Raw genomic sequence first — 18,265 nt, 5'->3', positions numbered from 1 at the left:
CACTCGCGTCGTACGCATGTACGCGCATGTCTCGGGTAGGGCCAATGTGTTCGATGGGGATGGTGAGACCGCTGAGGTCATCAAGACCGTCGGGAGCAGAGGGAGCAGAGGGAGCAGGAGGAGTCGTGGGCTCCGTGGGTTCTGTGCGGCCCAAGGGCAAGCGCGCCCTGGCGTATCTGCTCGTCCTGCCGCTGCTGGCATCCCTAGCCCTCACCCTCGGCACACCCGCCCAGGCCGCCGGCGCCTGCTCAGGACGGCCGGCGAAGACGGTGTCCTTCGCCAAGGGCGAGTTGCGCGTCTACAAGAGCCGCGCCTACGTCTGTGCGGTCACGGTCGCCAAGAGGCCCGGCACCCGCCGCGCGATGAGCGTCTCGCTCCAGGCGCGCGGCGGCCGGCCGGTCGTCGACAAGGGCCGATTCACGACGCGAGCGGGCCCGGTCACGGTCTACGCACTCAACCGCTGCGTCCGCGCGACGGGCGCCGTCGCGGGCAGTTCGGGCTCCACCGGATGGATTCTCTGCTGATGCCCTGTTGAAAGATCGGACAACCGGGTCTGGCGTGGCACGTGTTGCCCCCGCTAGGTTCACGGCGAATGTTGTGAATCAAGGGGAGGGTGCATGCGCAAGGCGCTCAGAGGGGTTCTGTCGCTCGCGGTGCTCATAGGCACTGTCAGTGCGACGGGAGCCTCGGCCGGTGCGGCCACCGCCGCGGAACCGACCGCGACGCAGAGCAGCACGATCAGCAGCGAAGCAAGCAGCGAGGACATCAAGGACCGCATCCTGGCCATCCCGGGAATGAGTCTGATCCAGGAGAAGCCGTATACGGGATACCGCTACTTCGTCCTCAACTACACCCAGCCGGTGGATCACCGGAACCCGTCCAAGGGCACGTTCCAGCAGCGCATCACGCTGCTGCACAAGGACACGACCCGGCCGACGGTCTTCTTCACCAGTGGCTACAACGTCTCCACCAACCCCAGCCGCAGTGAGCCGACGCAGATCATCGACGGCAACCAGGTCTCGCTGGAGTACCGCTTCTTCACCCCGTCCCGCCCGGCGCCCGCCGACTGGTCCAAGCTGGACATCTGGCAGGCCGCCAGCGACCAGCACCGGGTCTTCAAGGCGCTGAAGAAGATCTACACCAAGAACTGGCTGACCACGGGCGGCTCCAAGGGCGGCATGACCGCCACGTACTTCGAGCGCTTCTACCCGAAGGACATGGACGGCGTCGTCGCCTACGTCGCGCCCAACGACGTGGTGAACAAGGAGGACTCGGCGTACGACCGGTTCTTCGAGAACGTCGGCACCAAGGACTGCCGCGACCGGCTGACCGGCGTGCAGCGCGAGGCACTCGTCCGCCGCGAGCCGCTGGAGAAGAAGTACGAGGCGTACGCCGCCGAGAACGGCTACACCTTCAACACCGTCGGCTCGCTCGACAAGGCGTACGAGGCCGTGGTCATGGACTACGTCTGGGCGTTCTGGCAGTACAGCCTCGTCGCCGACTGCGAGGCCATCCCGGCCGACGCCGCCAACGCCACCGACGAGGCGATCTGGGACTCGATCGACGGCATCTCCGGCTTCTCCGCCTACGCCGACCAGGGTCTGGGCACCTACACGCCGTACTACTACCAGGCGGGCACGCAGCTCGGATCGCCGGACATCAAGCAGCCGTGGCTCGGCGACCTGAGCCGGTACGGCTACCAGCCGCCGCGCAACTTCGTGCCGAGGGACATCCCGATGACGTTCCAGCCGTCGGCGATGCGGGACGTGGACAGCTGGGTCCGGCACAACGCCAACCGGATGATGTATGTCTACGGCGAGAACGACCCGTGGGGTGCGGAGCCCTTCCGCCTCGGCGTGGGCGCCCGTGACAGCCACATCTACACCGTGCCGGGCGGCAACCACGGCTCCAAGGTGTCCGGTCTCGTCGCCGACGAGAAGGCCGAGGCCATCGCGGCCATCCTGCGCTGGGCCGGAGTCGCCCCGGCGGCGGTCCAGGCCGACCCGGCGAAGGCGAAGCCGCTCGCACCGTACGACGCGCGCCTGGACAAGCGGGACGCGCAGACCGAGCGGGGCCAGGGCACGCTGCGTCCGTGACGCCCTGACACCGAAGGGGGCTGCGCCCGCCGGGTTCCGGATTTCGGACTCGGCGGGCGCAGCCCCTCGGTATGTCCCGGTTAGTACGAGAGTCCGTAGCCGACCGGGTGGAGCACCTGGGTGGGGTCGTCCGCGCGCTGGACGGGCACCGGCAGCTTGCCCTCGGGACGGGCGACGCCCGCGATGACCCGTACCGCCGCCCGTAGTTCGACATCGGTCCAGGAGTACGTGGCGAGGCTCGCCGCGTACCCGGTCCCGTCGAGCCTGGCGATGTCGTACGGATTGCGGATGGCGACGGCGATCACCGGGACGCCGGTCGCCGCGAGCGCGCTGACGAGTGTGCGCTGCGAGCTGGTCATCGAGACGTTGTACGTCCCCACGACCACCGCGTCCTTGCCCTGCGCCGCCGCCACCGCCTCGGCGATCTTCGCCTGGGTGGGGGCCGTGCCGGTGGAGAGGGCGGTCGCCGAGTACCCGAGCTCGTTGAAGGCCGCGGTGAGCGTGCCGGTGGGCGGGCCCGTCGTGCCGGACGGCGAGGCCGGATCGGCGCCGACCACGAGGAGGTTCTTGTGGGAGAGGCGCGAAAGGGGCAGCAGTGAACCGGAGTTGGCGAGCAGCGTGGTGGTGTGCTCGGCGATCCGGTCGGCGGCGGCGAGGTGGGCCGGGATGCCGACGACCGTGTCCACGCCCCGGCGGCTGACGAACGGGTCGCGGAACAGCCCGAGTTTCGCCTTCAGCCGCAGGATGCGCAGGATCGACTCCTCGATCCGTGCCTCGCTGATCTCGCCGCTCTTCACGGCCGCCAGGACGGCATTCCAGGCGACGGCGAGGTTCGGCGGGTTCAGCAGCTGGTCGACGCCCGCCTGGAGCGCGAGCACGGGCACGCGGTCGTCGCCGTACTTCGTCCGCACCCCCTCCATGTTCAGCGCGTCGGTGACCACGACACCGTCGTAGCCCAGCTCCTCGCGCAGGACCCCGGTGAGGATCGGGTGCGAGAGCGTCGCCGGGTCCTCCGAGGCGTCGAGCGCGGGGACCACGATGTGCGCGGTCATGATCGAGTCGATGCCCGCGGCGATCGCCGCCCGGAACGGCGGGGCGTCCAGCTCGGCCCACTGCTCCCGGGTGTGGTGGATGTACGGGATGCCGGTGTGGCTGTCGGTGTTGGTGTCGCCGTGGCCGGGGAAGTGCTTGGCCGTGGCCGCGACTCCGCCGCTCTGATACCCCTTCACCTGGGCGGCGACGAGGCCGGCCACCGACTGCGGGTCGGAGCCGAAGGAGCGTACGCCGATCACGGGGTTGGCCGGGTTGACGTTGACGTCGGCGTCCGGCGCGTAGTTCTGCCGGATGCCGATGGCGGCCAGTTCGGCGCCCGCGATCCGGCCCGCGAGCCGGGCGTCCGAGAGCGAGCCGCCCGCACCGAGCGCCATCGCGCCGGGCATCAGCGTGGCGGGTTCGCCGACCCGGCAGACGATGCCGTGCTCCTGGTCGGTGGAGATGAGCAGCGGCACGGGCGTACGGCCGGCGAGCCCGGCCCGCTGGATGCCGTTGGACAGCTCGGCGATCTGGTGCGGGTCGCGGGTGTTGTGCGCCCAGGTGAAGTAGATGATCCCGCCGACGTGGTACGTGGAGATCAGCTCGGCCGCCGTGCGCACCCCGATCTCGGTGAGGTTGGCGTCGATGTCGGCCTGGTCGGGATCGGTGGCGGAGTGCCCGTACACCCGCATCACGAAGAGCTGGCCGACTTTCTCCTCCAGACTCATCCTGGAGACGATCCGTCTGAGGCGGTCGTGCGTGGCGGCGCCGACGGACTCCTCGGCTGCTGCGGCGCCGGGGACGACGGCACCTGTCGCGGCTGCTGCGGCGGTGACCGCGGCGGCGGTGAGGAGGGCGCGTCGGGAGGTGCGGTGGTGCACGTGAGCTCCTTCCGGTACTGAAAGAAACTTCCAAGACTGTACGGATATAGGGAAAGTAACTACCAGTCAAGGGTATGGCCGCAGAATAAGGAGCACGGCCGCAAATCAAGCCCGTCCGGCGATTGAGGACACAGGGTGGCCGGAGGCCACGCAACCGGACCCGGCCAGCCCCACCTCCGCGCCCCGCACCCGCAACGCGTCCACCGCCGCCCTGATCGCGGGCCGCCGCGCGGCCTCCGTGCGCCACAGTGCGTACAGCCGCCGCACCGGTACGGGATCGAGCCGCACCGCCACCACGCCCGCCGGCAGCGGCCCCCGTCCCAGCCGGGGGATCATCGCGACCCCGAGCCCGGCGGCGACCAGGGCCAGCTGGGTGTGGTTCTCCTCGGCCTGGTGCCTGATGTCCGGCTCGTACCCCGCCGCGCGCAACGTCCGTACGAGCCAGTCGTGGCAGACCGTCCCCGGCGGCTGGCAGATCCACCGCTCCTTGGCCAGCTCCGCGCGCCGCACCGCCTCGCGTCCGGCCAGCGGATGATCCTCCGGCACCAGCAGATCGCACTGGTCGTCCCCGATCACGGCCTGCGCGACCCCTTCAGGGGCGGGCAGCGGGGCGATGTCCCAGTCGTGCGCGACCGCCAGATCGATCACACCCCTGGCCACCAGATCGACCGAGAGATGCGGATCGACCTCGGTCAGCCGGGCCTCCAGCGCCGGATGCTCCCGGTCCAGTTCCGCCAGCACGCCGGGCAGCAGGCCGCGCGCCGCCGAGGCGAACGCCCCGATCGACAGCCGCCCCGTGGGCAGCCCCCTGCGCTCCTCCAGTGTCGTCTCGGCCTGCTCCACGATCGCCAGCAACTGCTGGGCGGTGGCGGCCAGATGGAGCGCCTCCTCGGTCAGTGCGACGCCCCGCCCGCGCCGTTCGAGCAGTGTCGTGCGGGTCTCCCGCTCCAACTTGGTGATCTGCTGCGAGACGGCCGACGGGGTGTAGCCGAGCGCGGCGGCGGCGCCCGCGACGGAACCGTGGACGGAGATCGCGTGCAGGGCGCGCAGCCGGGAGAGATCGAGCACCGGAACCTCGCAGACCGAAGGGAAAGCATTAGCAACGCTCAATTGCATCATGAAGAAATCCGCGCTGGTGCTACATGGTCCGTGCACGTGATGCTCGGTGCATGCGTCCTCTCCACATCGCCCTGGCCGCGCTGGTCGCCGCCGTCTGGGGTGTGAACTTCGTCGTCATCGAGATCGGTCTCGACCACTTCCCGCCGCTGCTCTTCTCCGCCCTGCGCTTCCTCGTCGCGGCCCTGCCCGCCGTGTTCCTCGTCGGACGGCCCAAGGTCGCCTGGAAGTGGATCATCGGCGTCGGTCTGGTCCTCGGGGTGGCGAAGTTCGGGCTGCTCTTCATCGGCATGGACCAGGGGATGCCCGCCGGGCTCTCCTCCCTCGTCCTCCAGGTCCAGGCGGTCTTCACGGCGCTCTTCGCCGCCCTCGCGCTGGGCGAACGGCCGGGCGGAGTACGGGTGCTGGGCATGGCCGTCGCACTCGCCGGTATCGGAGTGGCCGCGGTCGACGAAGGGGCGGGCGGACCCGTGCTCGCGTTCGTCCTGGTGGTTGCGGCGGCGGCCTGCTGGGGCGTGTCGAACGTCCTGACCCGCAAGGCCGCACCGCCCGACGCCCTCAACTTCATGGTCTGGGTCTCGACCGTGCCCGTACTGCCGCTGCTGGGCCTCTCCCTGCTCTTCGAGGGCTGGGACCGCGACGCCGAGGCGCTGGCCGCCCTCGACTGGAGCGGCTTCGGCAGCATCGTCTACGTCGCCTGGATCTCGACGGTCTTCGGCTTCGGGGCCTGGGGCTTTCTGCTCCGTCACCACCCGGCCTCGTCCGTCGCCCCGTTCACCCTGCTCGTACCGGTCTTCGGGATGTCGTCGGCCGCGCTGCTGCTCGACGAGTCGGTGAGCCCGCTGCGGTGGTGCGCGGCGGCGCTGCTGGTCGGCGGGGTGGCGCTGACCTCCCTCGCGGGAGTGCGCCGCGCCCGCACGGCGCCGCCCGTGCCGTCGGAGACACCGGTGGCGCGCGTCTGAGCTACTGCTCCGACCTACTGCTCCGACCTACTGCTCCGACCTACTGCTCCGACCTACTGTTCTGACTTACTGCTTCGGCGCTCCCAGCCGCAGCAGGTGCTCACGCCCCTCGGCCAGCAGCCCCGGCAGCTCCGCCGCCTCGGGGTGCCAGCGCTTCTCGTACTCCCAGCAGACCCAGCTGTCCGGGTCCAGCGTGTCCAGGCAGGCGCCCAGCGGCAGCACGCCCGCTCCCAGCGGCAGGGGCTCGATGTCGTCCGCCGATGCGACGTCCTTCACCTGTACGTAGCCCAGGTGCGGGGCCAGGACGGCGTGGCTGGCGGCCGGGTCCTCGCCCGCCAGCCAGGTGTGCATGACGTCCCACAGCGCCCCGATGTGCTTGTGCCCGACGGCCGCCACCACCCGGGCCGTGTCGACACCCGCCCGGTGCGAGTCATGGGTCTCCAGCAGGATGCGTACGCCCATGTCGGCGGCGTGCGGAGCGGCGGCGCCGAGCCGGCGGGCGGCCGTCGCGTCGGCCGTTGCGGGGTCCTGGTCGCCGCCGCCGGGGAACACCCGGACGTTCTGCGCGCCCAGATCCCGGGCCAGCTCGACCAGGTGGGCGAGCTCGTCGATCGCCGGCTCGTCGGGGCCATCGGCCGCCACGCGTACGTAGCCGGCGAGGGTCAGGATCTCCACGCCGCCCCGCCTGAACTCCTCGACGACCTCGGCCCGTTCGGCCGGCGTGAGCCCCAGGTGGACGGGCTCCTCCGGGTGGGTGCGCAGCTCCACCCCCTGGTAGCCCTGGTCGGCGGCGAGCCGGACGACGTCGGCGACGGGCATGCCCGGCACTCCGAGGGTCGAGAAAGCGAGCTTCACGTGCGTGATCCTTCCGTCGGTGCGTGTACGGGTATCCGGCGTCCGGAGGCGGAAACCTCAGCGGGAGCCGGAGGCGGACCTCAGCCCACCCGAGGCGGCGCCGTCGAGCCCCGCACCATCAGTTCGGCCGCGATCGTCGCGATGCCACCGGGCGGCGGAGTCTCCTTGCCCATCGCGAGCCGGCCCGCCCGCGCCCCCGCCTCGAACAGCGGCAGCCGTACGGTCGTCAGCGCGGGGACCGCGTCCACCGAGAACGGCAGATCGTCGAAACCGGCCACCGACACGTCCTGCGGAATGCGCAGCCCCTGGTCACGGATCGCGGCCCCGGCGCCCAGCGCCACCGTGTCGTTGGCGGCGACGATCGCCGTCACACCCGGTTCCCGGCGCAGGAGTTCGAGCGTGGCCTCGTAGCCGGAGCGGCGGTCGTACGGACCGTGGACGGTGAGGCGCTCCATGTCGGGGTGCTTGTCGGCGCCGCTCCCGTCCCCGTACAGCCCCGCCGCCCGCATCGCCTCGCGGTGGCCCTCCAGGCGGTGGCGGGTGGTCGTGCGCTCGCGGGGCCCGGCGACGTAACCGATCCGCCGGTGGCCGAGCGAGATGAGGTGTTCGGTCAGGCGCCGGCCGCCGCCCCGGTTGTCGAAGGCCAGGGAGGCGGCGACCGCGTCGTTGCCCGGGAGCGGGGGCCGCCCGCAGAAGACGATCCGGGTGCCCGCGTCCGCGAGCTTGGCCAGCTTCGCGGACATCGCGGCCTGGTGGACCGGGTCCTCCAGCGCGCCGCCGGTCAGGACCACGGCAGCCGCGCGCTGGCGCTGGAGCAGGGTGAGATAGGTCAGCTCGCGTGCGGGGGAGCCGCCCGTGTTGCAGACGACGGCGAGCTTCTCGCCGCCCGCCCGGCCCGAACCGTCGCCCGGGCCGCCGATCTCGGACTGGGCCGCCCCCGCCATGATCCCGAAGAAGGGGTCGGCGATGTCGTTGACCAGGATGCCCACCAGGTCCGATGTGGCCGCGGCGAGCGAACTGGCCGGCCCGTTGAGCACGTAATCCAGGTCGTCCACCGCGCGCAGGACCCGTTCGCGCGTCGAAGCGGCGACCGGGTAGTTGCCGTTCAGTACACGGGAGACGGTGGCCGGGGACACCCGGGCGCGAGCCGCCACGTCCGCCAGGGTGACTGTCATCGCTTTCCTCCGAGGAGTAATCAGGGCGCCCCCTCTTGTCCGGGTCGCTGTCGGCAGGCTAGCGTCATACCGTATAGAAAGCGCTTGCTACGGCTGTATGGAGGGAAACTTCGTGACACGCAGGACAGTGCGCATCGCCATGAACGGCGTCACGGGTCGCATGGGATACCGGCAGCACCTGGTGCGCTCGATCCTCGCGATCCGCGAGCAGGGCGGCCTCGACCTCGGCGGTGGCGAGGTGCTGTGGCCCGAACCGGTGCTCGTCGGCCGCCGGGCCCACGCCCTGGAGGAGATGGCTGCACAGCACGGTCTGACCGAGTGGTCGACCGACCTGGACGCGGTGCTCGCCGACGACAGCATCGACATCTACTTCGACGCCCAGGTCACCTCGGCCCGCGTCGAAGCGATCAAGAAGGCCATCGCGGCCGGCAAGCACATCTACACCGAGAAGCCCACCGCCACGGACGTCGAAGGCGCCCTTGACCTGGCCCGGCTGGCCCGTGACGCCGGGATCAAGCACGGCGTGGTCCAGGACAAGATCTTCCTGCCGGGCCTGCTGAAGCTGAAGCGCCTCATCGACGGCGGCTTCTTCGGCGAGATCCTGTCCGTACGCGGCGAGTTCGGCTACTGGGTCTTCGAAGGCGACTGGCAGGACGCCCAGCGCCCGTCCTGGAACTACCGCGCCGAGGACGGCGGCGGCATCGTCGTCGACATGTTCCCGCACTGGGAGTACGTCCTGCACGAGCTGTTCGGCCAGGTCAAGTCCGTCCAGGCACATGTCCACACGCACATCCCGCAGCGCTGGGACGAGCAGGGCAAGCCGTACGCCGCCACCGCCGACGACGCCGCCTACGGCATCTTCCAGCTGGCGAGCGGTGCGGTCGCCCAGATCAACTCCTCCTGGACCGTGCGCGTCAACCGCGACGAGCTCGTCGAGTTCCAGGTGGACGGCACCCACGGCTCCGCCGTCGCCGGACTGCGCAACTGCCGCGTCCAGCACCGCTCGGCCACCCCCAAGCCGGTCTGGAACCCGGACCTCCCGGTCACCGAGTCGTTCCGCGACCAGTGGCAGGAAGTCCCCGACAACGCCGTCTTCGACAACGGCTTCAAGGCCCAGTGGGAGCTGTTCCTGCGCCACATCGTGCTCGACGAGCCCTACGCCTGGGACCTGATGGCCGGTGCGCGCGGCGTCCAGCTCGCCGAGCTCGGCCTGAAGTCCTCCGCCGAGGGCCGGCGCTTCGACGTGCCGGAGCTGACGCTGTGACGATCCACCTTCCGCAGGGCCCGTACGAGCCCCGCGCCACCCCGCTCGACCTCGCGCCGGGCAAGGCCGCGCTCACCTCCCGTACGGTCTTCTCCGCCGCCCATGTCGTCGCCGACCCGTACGCCGACATCAGCCCGGACGCCCCGGCGGCCGTCGACTGGGACGCCACCCTCGCCTTCCGCCGCCACCTCTGGTCGCACGGCCTGGGAGTCGCCGAGGCCATGGACACCGCGCAGCGCGGCATGGGCCTGGACTGGGCGGGCGCGGCCGAGCTGATCCGCCGCTCGGCAGCCGAGGCGAAGGCGGTCGGCGGCCGCATCGCCTGCGGCGTGGGCACCGACCAGCTCACCGGCCCCGCGAGCCTTTCCGAGGTGCGCGCGGCGTACGAGGAGCAGCTCGCCCTCGTCGAGGAGAGCGGCGCCCAGGCCATCCTGATGGCCTCCCGCGCGCTCGCCGCGGCGGCGAAGGGCCCGGAGGACTACCTGGAGACGTACGCACATCTCCTGCGGCAGGCCACGGAACCGGTCGTCCTGCACTGGCTCGGCCCGATGTTCGATCCCGCGCTGGAGGGTTACTGGGGCAGCACGGACCTCGACGCCGCCACCGACACCTTCCTGAAGGTCATCGCGGAACACCCCGACAAGGTCGACGGCATCAAGATCTCGCTCCTTGACGCCGAGCGCGAGATCGATGTCCGGCGCCGTCTTCCCAGCGGGGTGCGCTGCTACACCGGGGACGACTTCAACTACCCGGAACTGATCGCGGGCGACGAGCGGGGCTTCAGTCACGCGCTGCTCGGCATCTTCGACCCCCTGGGCCCGCTGGCCGCGCACGCGGTACGGGTCCTGGACACGGGCGACACGAAGGGCTTCCGCGAGCTCCTCGACCCCACCGTCGAGTTGTCCCGCCATCTCTTCCAGACGCCCACCCGCTTCTACAAGACGGGTGTCGTCTTCCTGGCCTGGCTGGCCGGACACCAGGAGCACTTCACGATGGTCGGCGGCCTGCAGTCCGCACGCTCGCTGCCGCATCTGGCGAAGGCGTACGAACTCGCTGACCGGCTGGGTCTGTTCCCCGATCCGGAGCTGGCCGAATCCCGGATGCGCGCGCTGCTGACGGTTCACGGAGGAGCACGATGAGCGATCTCGGACGGCTGAGCATCAACCAGGAGACCATCAAGCAGTGGTCCCTGCCCGAGCTCGCCGAGGGCTGCGTGAAGGCGGGCATCGACAAGGTCGGGCTGTGGCGGGCGCCGGTCCAGGAGTACGGAGTCGAGCGCACCGCCCGCCTGCTGGGCGACGCGGGCCTCTCCGTCACCAGCCTCTGCCGCGGCGGCTTCTTCACCGCACTCGACCCGGCCGAACGGGCCCGCGCCCTGGACGACAACCGGGCGGCGGTGGACGAGGCGGCCGGCTTGTCCACGGACACCCTGGTCCTGGTTTCCGGCGGGCTCCCGGCCGGCAGCCGCGACCTGTACGGCGCCCGCGAGCGGATCGCGGACGCCCTTGCCGAACTGGCCCCGTACGCGGCCGAGCGCGGCGTACGCCTGGCCATCGAACCGCTGCACCCGATGTTCGCATCGGACCGCTGCGTCGTCTCCACGCTGTCCCAGGCCCTGGACATCGCGGAACGCTTCCCCGCCGAGCAGGTCGGGGTGGTCGTCGACACGTACCACGTCTGGTGGGACGACCAGGCTCCCGCCCAGATCGCCCGTGCCGGTGCGGGCGGACGCATCCATTCCTTCCAGCTCGCGGACTGGATCACTCCCCTTCCGGCGGGTGTCCTGCTGGGCCGTGGCCAACTGGGCGAGGGAAGCGTGGACTTCCGCGCACTCAGGCACCAGGTCGAGGCGGCGGGCTTCGCCGGACCGATCGAGGTGGAGATCTTCAACGAGTCCCTATGGGCCCGCGACGGCGCCGAGGTCCTCGCCGAAGTGGCCGCCCGGTACCTGGAACATGCCTGCTGAGAGACCTGGGAACGATCAAAGGTAAAGAGATCGTCAAGGGGTGCAACCTTTACGTACCTTGCCCGGTCGTACTCAGCGTCGGGACTTCCGGGGAGGGGTCCGGGGGGACGGGAATTCCCGACGGGGAGGGGAAAGCGAGGGGGGTCCGGCCGAGAGGCCGGGCCCCATTCCGCTTTCCGGTACGGACTTCCGCCCATCGTGCCGGCGCAAGCTCGTGGGCGCGGAGCTCGCGTTGTCAGCGTCGAGCGGTAGCGTCACGGTCATGTCCACCACGCCGAACATGGCCGTCCTCGAAGGCGTGCTTGAGCGGATCACGTACGCCAACGAGGAGAACGGGTACACGGTCGCCCGCGTCGACACCGGGCGCGGCGCCAACGATCTCCTCACGGTGGTCGGCTCGCTGCTCGGTGCGCAGCCCGGCGAGTCCCTTCGGATGGAGGGCCGTTGGGGCTCCCATCCGCAGTTCGGCAAGCAGTTCACCGTCGAGAACTACACGACGATCCTCCCCGCCACCATCCAGGGCATCCGCCGCTACCTCGGCTCCGGCCTGATCAAGGGCATCGGCCCCGTCATGGCCGACCGGATCACCACCCACTTCGGCGTCGACACCCTCGACATCATCGAGCAGGAGCCGAAGCGGCTCGTCGAGGTCCCCGGGCTCGGCCCGAAGCGGACGAAGATGATCGCCGTGGCCTGGGAGGAACAGAAGGCGATCAAGGAGGTCATGGTCTTCCTCCAGACCGTCGGTGTCTCGACGTCCATCGCCGTCCGCATCTACAAGAAGTACGAGGACGCCTCGATCTCCGTCGTGAAGAACCAGCCCTACCGGCTGGCCGCCGACGTCTGGGGCATCGGCTTCCTCACCGCCGACAAGATCGCCCAGGCCGTCGGCATACCCCACGACAGCCCGGAGCGGGTCAAGGCCGGCCTGCAGTACGCCCTGTCGCAGTCCACCGACCAGGGGCACTGCTTCCTCCCCGAGGAGCGGCTCATCGCCGACGCCGTGAAGCTGCTCCAGGTCGACACGGGACTGGTCATCGACTGCCTCGCCGAGCTCGCCGAGGATCCGGAGGGTGTCGTACGGGAGAAGGTGCCGGGGCCCGAGGACGGTCAACCGGTCACCGCCGTGTACCTGGTGCCCTTCCACCGCGCCGAGATCGCCCTCGCCGCCCAGGTGCAGCGGCTGCTGCGGACACCGGAGGACCGGCTGCCGTCCTTCCAGGACGTGGACTGGGACAAGGCGCTGGCCTGGCTCGCGCAGCGGACGGGGGCCACTCTGGCGCCCGAGCAGGAGGCGGCGGTCCGGCTGGCGCTCAGCCGCAAGGTGGCGGTCCTCACCGGCGGCCCCGGCTGCGGCAAATCGTTCACCGTCCGGTCCGTGGTCGAGCTGGCCCGGGCCAGGAAGGCGAAGGTGGTGCTGGCGGCCCCCACCGGGCGCGCGGCGAAACGGCTCTCGGAGCTGACCGGCGCCGAGGCGTCCACCGTGCACCGGCTGCTCGAACTGAAGCCGGGCGGGGACGCGGCGTACGACAGGGACCGTCCGCTCGACGCCGATCTGGTCGTCGTCGACGAGGCGTCGATGCTCGATCTGCTGCTCGCCAACAAGCTCGTGAAGGCGGTGGCACCCGGTGCCCACCTCCTGTTGGTGGGCGACGTCGACCAGCTTCCCTCCGTCGGCGCGGGGGAGGTGCTGCGCGATCTGCTCTCCGAGGGAAGCCCGGTACCCGCCGTCCGGCTGACCACGATCTTCCGCCAGGCCCAGCAGTCCGGAGTCGTCACCAACGCCCACCGGATCAACTCCGGGCTGCCGCCCCTGACCCAGGGGCTGTCCGACTTCTTTCTCTTCGTGGAGGACGAGACCGAGGACGCCGGCGTGCTCGCGGTCGATGTCGCGGCCCGGCGCATCCCCGCCAAGTTCGGCCTGAATCCCCGCCGTGACGTGCAGGTTCTCGCCCCGATGCACCGGGGCCCGGCGGGTGCGGGCCATCTCAACGGCCTGCTCCAGCAGGCCATCACCCCGGGCCGCCCCGACCTGCCCGAGAAGCGGTTCGGCGGCCGGGTCTTCCGGGTCGGCGACAAGGTCACCCAGATCCGTAACAACTACGACAAGGGCGAGAACGGCGTCTTCAACGGCACGGTCGGCGTCGTCACCTCTCTCGACGTGGATGAGCAGAAGCTGACGGTCCTCACGGACGAGGACGAGGAGATTCCGTACGATTTCGACGAGCTCGACGAGCTGGCCCACGCGTACGCCATGACCATCCACCGCTCCCAGGGCAGCGAGTACCCGGCGGTCGTCATCCCCGTCACCACCAGCGCATGGATGATGCTCCAACGAAACCTGCTGTACACGGCCGTGACCAGGGCAAAGAAGCTGGTCGTGCTGGTCGGATCGCGTAAGGCCATCGGGCAGGCGGTCCGCACGGTTTCCGCCGGCAGACGCTGTACGGGGCTGGATTTCCGGCTGCGGGGCGGGGCCGTCGAAGACTTCGTACAAAAATGATCGATCAAATCGGTGGGAAACATCACTGAGGCCTTCCGGAACCGGAATCAAGGGGGCAGGATGAGTAAGTTCGCGGCACTCAGTGCCGCGAGTAGGTCCAATGGACGACCCCGAGTGCACTCTCCTGAGCCAAATGGGGGAGGGTGGAAGACAGTCAGGGCACCTCGAAGAAGAGGCACTACGTCGGTGAGGGATGACGTGAGCGAGCAGACCAACAATGCTGTAGTACTGCGGTACGGCGATGACGAGTACACCTACCCGGTGATCGACAGCACCGTCGGCGACAAGGGCTTCGACATCGGGAAGCTCCGGGCCAATACCGGCCTGGTGACGCTGGACAGCGGATACGGCAACACCGCCGCGTATAAATCCGCCATCACCTATCTCGACGGTGAGCAGGGCATCCTGCGGTACCGCGGCTACCCGATCGAGCAGCTCGCGGAGCAGTCGACCTTCCTTGAGGTCGCCTACACGCTGATCAACGGTGAGCTTCCCAAGGCCGACGAGCTGTCGGACTTCAAGAACGAGATCACCCAGCACACGCTGCTGCACGAGGACGTCAAGCGGTTCTTCGACGGCTTCCCGCGCGACGCGCACCCGATGGCCATGCTGTCCTCGGTCGTCAGCGCGCTGTCCACGTTCTACCAGGACAGCCACAACCCGTTCGACGAGGAGCAGCGCCACCTCTCGACGATCCGGCTGCTGGCCAAGCTCCCGACGATCGCGGCGTACGCGTACAAGAAGTCGATCGGTCACCCGTTCGTCTACCCGCGCAACGACCTCGGCTACGTCGAGAACTTCCTGCGGATGACGTTCTCGGTCCCGGCCCAGGAGTACGTGCCGGACCCGGTCGTCGTCTCGGCGCTGGAGAAGCTGCTCATCCTGCACGCGGACCACGAGCAGAACTGTTCGACCTCCACCGTGCGTTTGGTCGGCTCCTCGCAGGCGAACATGTTCGCCTCGATCTCCGCCGGCATCTCGGCGCTGTGGGGCCCCTTGCACGGTGGCGCCAACCAGTCGGTGCTGGAGATGCTGGAAGGCATCCAGGCCAACGGTGGCGACGTCGACTCCTTCATCAGCAAGGTGAAGAACAAGGAGGACGGCGTCCGCCTGATGGGCTTCGGCCACCGGGTGTACAAGTCCTTCGACCCGCGCGCCAAGATTATTAAGGCCGCGGCCCACGACGTGCTGTCCTCGCTCGGCAAGTCCGACGAGCTCCTGGACATCGCGCTCAAACTGGAGGAGCACGCGCTCTCCGACGAGTACTTCGTCTCGCGCAACCTCTACCCGAACGTGGACTTCTACACCGGCCTGATCTACCGGGCCATGGGCTTCCCGAGCGAGATGTTCACCGTGCTCTTCGCGATCGGACGGCTGCCGGGCTGGATCGCCCAGTGGCACGAGATGATCAAGGAGCCGGGATCGCGCATCGGCCGCCCGCGCCAGATCTACACCGGCGAGGTCCTGCGCGACTTCGTCCCGGTCGAGGGTCGCTGACCCAGACCCTCCGCAGAGCTTTCCGGTACGACTGACTCTGCCGCACCTGGCCCTCCCTCGGGCCGTCTGCCTTCGCCCCGCGTACCGCGCTTTCGCACAGAGCGCGGTGTCCGGGGCGATTCGGCGTTTCAGGGGGGCGCGGCTGTCTGGTTGTCCGGCGGGAGATGGTTGTTCGGCGGGAGATGGTTGTTCGGTGGGAGATAGCGAGAAGCGCCCCGCCGCCGATCCCCCCACGGGTCGACGTACAGGGCGCTTCCCTTGTCCCGGAGCGGATTCCCCCCACGGGATCCGGCCGGGCGTCTGTGCGGAGCCGAAGCTCCGGGTGCTGCGCTGGTTCGTACGTATTCAGTTGGATGCCGCCCGGCGTTCCGCCGGGGTACGTACGGGAGGGCCGCTCAAAGCTCCCCGGTGCACGTGCCCCGGCCAACGCTAGCCAGGAGTGTCCCCCAAGACACTCCATCGGACGTCCCCCAAGACATCCTTGGCATCGCACTCTAAGACTCGCGAACCCTTCAGATGGTTACCCCAAAAGCAGTGTGATCTAGATCTCTTTGTGGAAATTACGTGAAGGAGCGCAAACGGAGGCTGTTCGTCACCACGAAGACGGACGAAAAAGCCATGGCCGCGCCCGCGATCATGGGGTTGAGCAGGCCGAATGCGGCGAGCGGCAGGGCGGCCACGTTGTAGCCGAACGCCCAGAAGAGGTTGCCCCTGATGGTGGCCAGTGTGCTGCGGGAGAGCCGGATGGCATCGGCGGCAACCTTGAGATCTCCACGAACGAGCGTCAGGTCGCTCGCCTCGATCGCGGCGTCCGTGCCCGTCCCCATCGCCAGGCCGAGGTCGGCGGTGGCGAGTGCCGCCGCGTCGTTGACCCCGTCGCCGACCATGGCGACGGTCCGGCCCTCGGCCTGAAGTCGCCGGATCACGTCCACCTTCTCCTCGGGGAGCACCTCCGCGTACACCTCGTCGATCCCGGTCGTACGGGCGACGGCGTCCGCCACGGCCCGGTTGTCTCCGGTGAGGAGCACGGGACGCAGGCCCAGGGCGCGCAGGTCGGCGACGGCCGCCGCACTGCTGTCCTTGACCGCGTCGGCGACTTCGAGGACCGCCCGCGCCTCCCCGTCCCAGGCCGCGGCGATGGCTGTACGGCCCTGCTCCGCCGCGTCCGTCATGGCGGCGGCCAGGGCCGGCGGCAGGGCGATCCCGGCCTCGCTGAGCAGCTTCGGGCGTCCGACCAGCACCTGATGTCCTTCGACGGCGCCGCGGATGCCGAGGCCGGGGACGTTGGCGAAGCTCTCGGGGGTGGGGAGCGCGGCGCCGGTGCGCTCGGCGGCGCCGGCGGCGACGGCCTGGGCGATGGGGTGTTCGGAGGAGTGTTCCAGGGCGCCTGCGAGCCGCAGTACCTCGTGCTCGTCCGTGCCCCGGGCGGTGTGGACGTCGAGGAGGGTCATGCGGCCGGTGGTGACGGTGCCGGTCTTGTCGAGGACGATCGTGTCGACGCGGCGGGTGGTTTCGAGGACCTCGGGTCCCTTGATGAGGATGCCGAGCTGCGCGCCGCGGCCCGTACCGACCATGAGGGCCGTGGGAGTGGCGAGGCCGAGGGCGCAGGGGCAGGCGATGATCAGTACGGCGACTGCGGCGGTGAACGCGGCGGTGGCGTCGTCCGTGATCAGGAGCCAGGTGACGAGCGTGCCCAGGGCGATCAGGAGCACCACGGGGACGAAGACCGCGGAGATCCGGTCGGCCAGGCGTTGGGCCGCGGCCTTGCCGTTCTGGGCGTCCTCGACGAGCTTGGCCATCCGGGCGAGCTGGGTGTCGGCGCCGATCCGCGTGGCTTCGACGACGATCCGGCCGGAGGTGTTGACGGTGGCTCCGGTGACCGGGTCGCCCACGGCCACGTCGACCGGGACGGACTCGCCGGTGAGCATCGAGGCGTCGACCGCCGAGGAGCCCTCGACGACCGTGCCGTCGGTGGCGATCTTCTCGCCGGGGCGGACCACGAAACGGTCCCCGACGGCGAGCCGGCCGACCGGGACGCGCACCTCCGTACCGTCCCTGATCACCGCGACGTCCTTGGCGCCGAGATGCATCAGCGCACGCAGCGCCGAACCGGCCTTCCGCTTGGACCGCGCCTCCAGATAGCGGCCCAGCAGGATGAAGGTGATGACGCCCGACGCGACTTCCAGATAGATCGTCGAGGCGGCGTCGGCGCGCGAGACGGTGAGATCGAAGCCGTGCCGCATGCCGGGCATGCCCGCGTCCCCGAGGAACAGGGCCCACAGGGACCAGCCGAACGCCGCGAGGGTGCCGATCGAGACGAGGGTGTCCATGGTGGCCGCGCCGTGCCGGAGGTTGGTCCAGGTGGCGCGGTGGAATGGCAGCCCACCCCAGACGACCACGGGGGCGGCGAGGGTGAGGGAGAGCCACGTCCAGTTGTCGAACTGGAGGGCCGGGATCATGGCGAGCAGGACGACGGGGAGGGAAAGTACGGCCGAGACGAGGAGGCGCTGGCGGAGCGCGGTGAGGGAGTCGGGGGTTCCGGCCTCTGGGGCCTCTGTGGCTTCTTCGACTTCTCTGGTCTCACCGGCCTCTCCCGATGTTTCGGCTTCGGGTGCGGTCGACGGCGGTGGCGCCGGGGCCGGACGGGGTACGGGACGGGCCGTGTAGCCGGTCTTCTCGACCACGGCGACGAGGTCCGCCACCTCCGTCCCCTCGCCGAAGGAGACGCGGGCCTTCTCGGTCGCGTAATTGACGGTGGCGGTGACGCCGTCCATCCGGTTGAGCTTCTTCTCGACGCGGGCCGCACACGAGGCGCAGGTCATCCCACCGATCGTGAGCTCGGTCTCGGAGAATTCCGCAGCCGGGGCCTCGGCTGTTGTGGTGCTGGCCATATCCGAACTCCTGGGTCACGCAGATCG

At 69.9% G+C, this 18,265-nt stretch carries 13 protein-coding genes; 8 read left to right on the top strand and 5 right to left on the bottom strand.

What is annotated here, in order from left to right:
* Nucleotides 1–134: 134 nt before the first annotated feature.
* Nucleotides 135–524 (top strand): hypothetical protein, encoded by a 390-nt coding sequence (locus tag ACFT7S_RS10520; RefSeq protein WP_382729526.1) that lies wholly within the window; start codon nucleotides 135–137, stop codon nucleotides 522–524.
* 93 nt (nucleotides 525–617) lie between these two features.
* Nucleotides 618–2,096 carry a S28 family serine protease gene (locus tag ACFT7S_RS10515; protein WP_382729524.1) on the top strand — a complete coding sequence of 493 codons (1,479 nt, stop codon included), beginning with the start codon at nucleotides 618–620 and terminating at the stop codon, nucleotides 2,094–2,096.
* 80 nt (nucleotides 2,097–2,176) lie between these two features.
* Here the strand turns inward: ACFT7S_RS10515 and ACFT7S_RS10510 are convergent, their stop codons facing one another.
* Nucleotides 2,177–4,009, bottom strand: coding sequence for a glycoside hydrolase family 3 protein (locus ACFT7S_RS10510; protein WP_382729522.1), 1,833 nt, complete (start codon nucleotides 4,007–4,009; stop codon nucleotides 2,177–2,179).
* 105 nt (nucleotides 4,010–4,114) lie between these two features.
* Nucleotides 4,115–5,077, bottom strand: a complete 963-nt coding sequence (locus ACFT7S_RS10505) for a LysR family transcriptional regulator (protein ID WP_382729520.1) — start codon at nucleotides 5,075–5,077, stop codon at nucleotides 4,115–4,117.
* 101 nt (nucleotides 5,078–5,178) lie between these two features.
* Here ACFT7S_RS10505 and ACFT7S_RS10500 point away from each other — a divergent pair, with 101 nt between their 5' ends.
* Nucleotides 5,179–6,087, top strand: coding sequence for an EamA family transporter (locus ACFT7S_RS10500; RefSeq protein WP_382729518.1), 909 nt, complete (start codon nucleotides 5,179–5,181; stop codon nucleotides 6,085–6,087).
* Between the two features lie 66 nt (nucleotides 6,088–6,153).
* On the opposite strand, the gene ACFT7S_RS10495 is transcribed toward ACFT7S_RS10500, so the two are convergent.
* Nucleotides 6,154–6,942 carry a sugar phosphate isomerase/epimerase family protein gene (locus ACFT7S_RS10495; protein WP_382729516.1) on the bottom strand — a complete coding sequence of 263 codons (789 nt, stop codon included), beginning with the start codon at nucleotides 6,940–6,942 and terminating at the stop codon, nucleotides 6,154–6,156.
* An 80-nt stretch (nucleotides 6,943–7,022) separates the two neighbouring features.
* Complete coding sequence (locus tag ACFT7S_RS10490; RefSeq protein WP_382729515.1) at nucleotides 7,023–8,117, bottom strand: LacI family DNA-binding transcriptional regulator; 1,095 nt, start codon at nucleotides 8,115–8,117, stop codon at nucleotides 7,023–7,025.
* A gap of 112 nt (nucleotides 8,118–8,229) precedes the next feature.
* Between ACFT7S_RS10490 and ACFT7S_RS10485 the strand changes: the two genes are divergently transcribed.
* The 5 genes from ACFT7S_RS10485 (at nucleotide 8,230) to ACFT7S_RS10465 (ending at nucleotide 15,347) form a co-directional block, all read left to right on the top strand.
* Nucleotides 8,230–9,381 (top strand): Gfo/Idh/MocA family protein, encoded by a 1,152-nt coding sequence (locus ACFT7S_RS10485; protein WP_382729513.1) that lies wholly within the window; start codon nucleotides 8,230–8,232, stop codon nucleotides 9,379–9,381.
* Entirely contained in the window at nucleotides 9,378–10,520 is a 1,143-nt protein-coding gene (locus ACFT7S_RS10480) for a dihydrodipicolinate synthase family protein (RefSeq protein ID WP_382729511.1), read from the top strand. Before ACFT7S_RS10485 ends, ACFT7S_RS10480 begins: the two co-directional genes overlap by 4 nt.
* Complete coding sequence (locus tag ACFT7S_RS10475; RefSeq protein WP_382729509.1) at nucleotides 10,517–11,347, top strand: sugar phosphate isomerase/epimerase family protein; 831 nt, start codon at nucleotides 10,517–10,519, stop codon at nucleotides 11,345–11,347. The genes ACFT7S_RS10480 and ACFT7S_RS10475 overlap by 4 nt, the downstream gene beginning before the upstream one ends.
* A 262-nt stretch (nucleotides 11,348–11,609) precedes the next feature.
* Entirely contained in the window at nucleotides 11,610–13,850 is a 2,241-nt protein-coding gene (locus ACFT7S_RS10470) for an ATP-dependent RecD-like DNA helicase (RefSeq protein ID WP_382729507.1), read from the top strand.
* A 198-nt stretch (nucleotides 13,851–14,048) separates the two neighbouring features.
* A complete protein-coding gene (locus ACFT7S_RS10465; protein ID WP_382729505.1) occupies nucleotides 14,049–15,347 on the top strand; it encodes a citrate synthase in 1,299 nt (432 codons plus the stop codon).
* A gap of 560 nt (nucleotides 15,348–15,907) precedes the next feature.
* On the opposite strand, the gene ACFT7S_RS10460 is transcribed toward ACFT7S_RS10465, so the two are convergent.
* Nucleotides 15,908–18,238, bottom strand: a complete 2,331-nt coding sequence (locus tag ACFT7S_RS10460) for a heavy metal translocating P-type ATPase (RefSeq protein ID WP_382729503.1) — start codon at nucleotides 18,236–18,238, stop codon at nucleotides 15,908–15,910.
* Between the last annotated feature and the right edge of the window lie 27 nt (nucleotides 18,239–18,265).

The sequence above is a fragment of the Streptomyces sp. NPDC057136 genome, from assembly GCF_042670885.1.
In the GTDB taxonomy this organism is placed as follows: domain Bacteria; phylum Actinomycetota; class Actinomycetes; order Streptomycetales; family Streptomycetaceae; genus Streptomyces.
Note: the sequence above shows the minus strand (reverse complement) of the source record. Positions and strands in the feature narration are given on the sequence as shown.

Coding starts and splice junctions, on each gene's coding strand:
- ACFT7S_RS10475 (WP_382729509.1), top strand. CDS start 10,517: ATGAGCGATCTCGGACGGCTGAGCATCAACCAGGAGACCATCAAGCAG.
- ACFT7S_RS10460 (WP_382729503.1), bottom strand. CDS start 18,238: ATGGCCAGCACCACAACAGCCGAGGCCCCGGCTGCGGAATTCTCCGAG.
- ACFT7S_RS10515 (WP_382729524.1), top strand. CDS start 618: ATGCGCAAGGCGCTCAGAGGGGTTCTGTCGCTCGCGGTGCTCATAGGC.
- ACFT7S_RS10490 (WP_382729515.1), bottom strand. CDS start 8,117: ATGACAGTCACCCTGGCGGACGTGGCGGCTCGCGCCCGGGTGTCCCCG.
- ACFT7S_RS10500 (WP_382729518.1), top strand. CDS start 5,179: ATGCGTCCTCTCCACATCGCCCTGGCCGCGCTGGTCGCCGCCGTCTGG.
- ACFT7S_RS10470 (WP_382729507.1), top strand. CDS start 11,610: ATGTCCACCACGCCGAACATGGCCGTCCTCGAAGGCGTGCTTGAGCGG.